The sequence below is a fragment of the Streptomyces sp. NPDC002130 genome (assembly GCF_040296465.1).
GTDB lineage: Bacteria > Actinomycetota > Actinomycetes > Streptomycetales > Streptomycetaceae > Streptomyces.
Genome location: NZ_JBEOXI010001282.1, coordinates 1 through 1,030, shown reverse-complemented (window position 1 = coordinate 1,030; position 1,030 = coordinate 1). Strand labels below are relative to the sequence as shown.

2 protein-coding genes are annotated in these 1,030 nt (G+C 65.8%); one reads left to right on the top strand and one right to left on the bottom strand.

Annotated features, from left to right (window positions below; genetic code table 11):
* On the bottom strand, positions 1 to 229 hold a 229-nt coding region (locus ABT116_RS50295; protein ID WP_351648551.1), incomplete at its 3' end, for an AfsR/SARP family transcriptional regulator.
* Between the two features lie 190 nt (positions 230 to 419).
* Here ABT116_RS50295 and ABT116_RS50290 point away from each other — a divergent pair.
* A partial coding sequence (locus ABT116_RS50290) for a 1,4-dihydroxy-2-naphthoate polyprenyltransferase (protein WP_351648548.1) occupies positions 420 to 1,030 on the top strand: 611 nt, incomplete at its 3' end.

Here is a 1,030-nt window from a genome sequence, read left to right as displayed (position 1 = left end):
GACCACGGGCGGCGTCCGCTGCCCTGGCCAGGTCGACACGCTCCCGAGCGAGAGTGAGCCGGTATCCGGCCGCCGTGACTTCGAGGGCCCCGTCCGGGAGTGCAGATCGCAGGCGCGAGACCTGAGTGTGGAGGGCGTTCATCGGTGAGCGCGGCGGCTCCAGCCCCCAGACGTCGTCGATCAGGCTCTGCGCGGTACGTGGCTCACCGGGATTGCGAGCCAGCGCCACCAGGAGAGTTCGAGCTCGCGGCCCCGGGAGGGGCACCAGACGATCGCCCACTTTGGTCGAAACGGGTCCGAGCAAGGCAATGTCTGCCAGGTCTGCGCCCGACTGCGCGTACCTGGCGCGCTCACTCACGTCTCGAGTCATGTGCTGATCCACCGCGTTCGATCGTATTGCACAGTGCAAAGATCGTCGTATGGCAACAGCTGCTCAATGGATCGAAGGCGCGAGGCCGCGCACACTCCCGAACGCGATTGCGCCCGTGCTGGTCGGCACCGGAGCCGCGGCGTCCCTGGACCTCGCAGTGTGGTGGAAGGCGCTCCTGGCACTGATCGTCTCCTTGGCCTTGATCGTCGGGGTGAATTTCGCGAACGACTACTCCGACGGAATCCGCGGAACGGACGACGACCGCGTCGGGCCACTGCGCTTGGTCGGATCGAAGTTGGTCAGTCCCGGAGCGGTGAAGGCCGCCGCGATCAGCTGCTTCGCCGTTGCCGCGGTAGCCGGTTTCGTTCTGGCTGCGACCACGGCCTGGTGGCTGGTCGCGGTCGGAGTGTTCTGCATCATCGGTGCGTGGTTCTACACCGGCGGCACGAAGCCGTACGGATACAGCGGGTTCGGCGAGATCGCCGTGTTCATCTTCTTCGGGTTGATTGCGGTGCTGGGAACTCAGTTCGTGCAGGCCGAGCGGGTGGACCTGGCCGGACTGGCCGGAGCGATCGCCATCGGTTCGTTCTCGAGCGCAGTGCTTGTCGCCAACAATCTTCGGGACATCCCGACCGACACCGAGTCCGGAAAGATCACTCT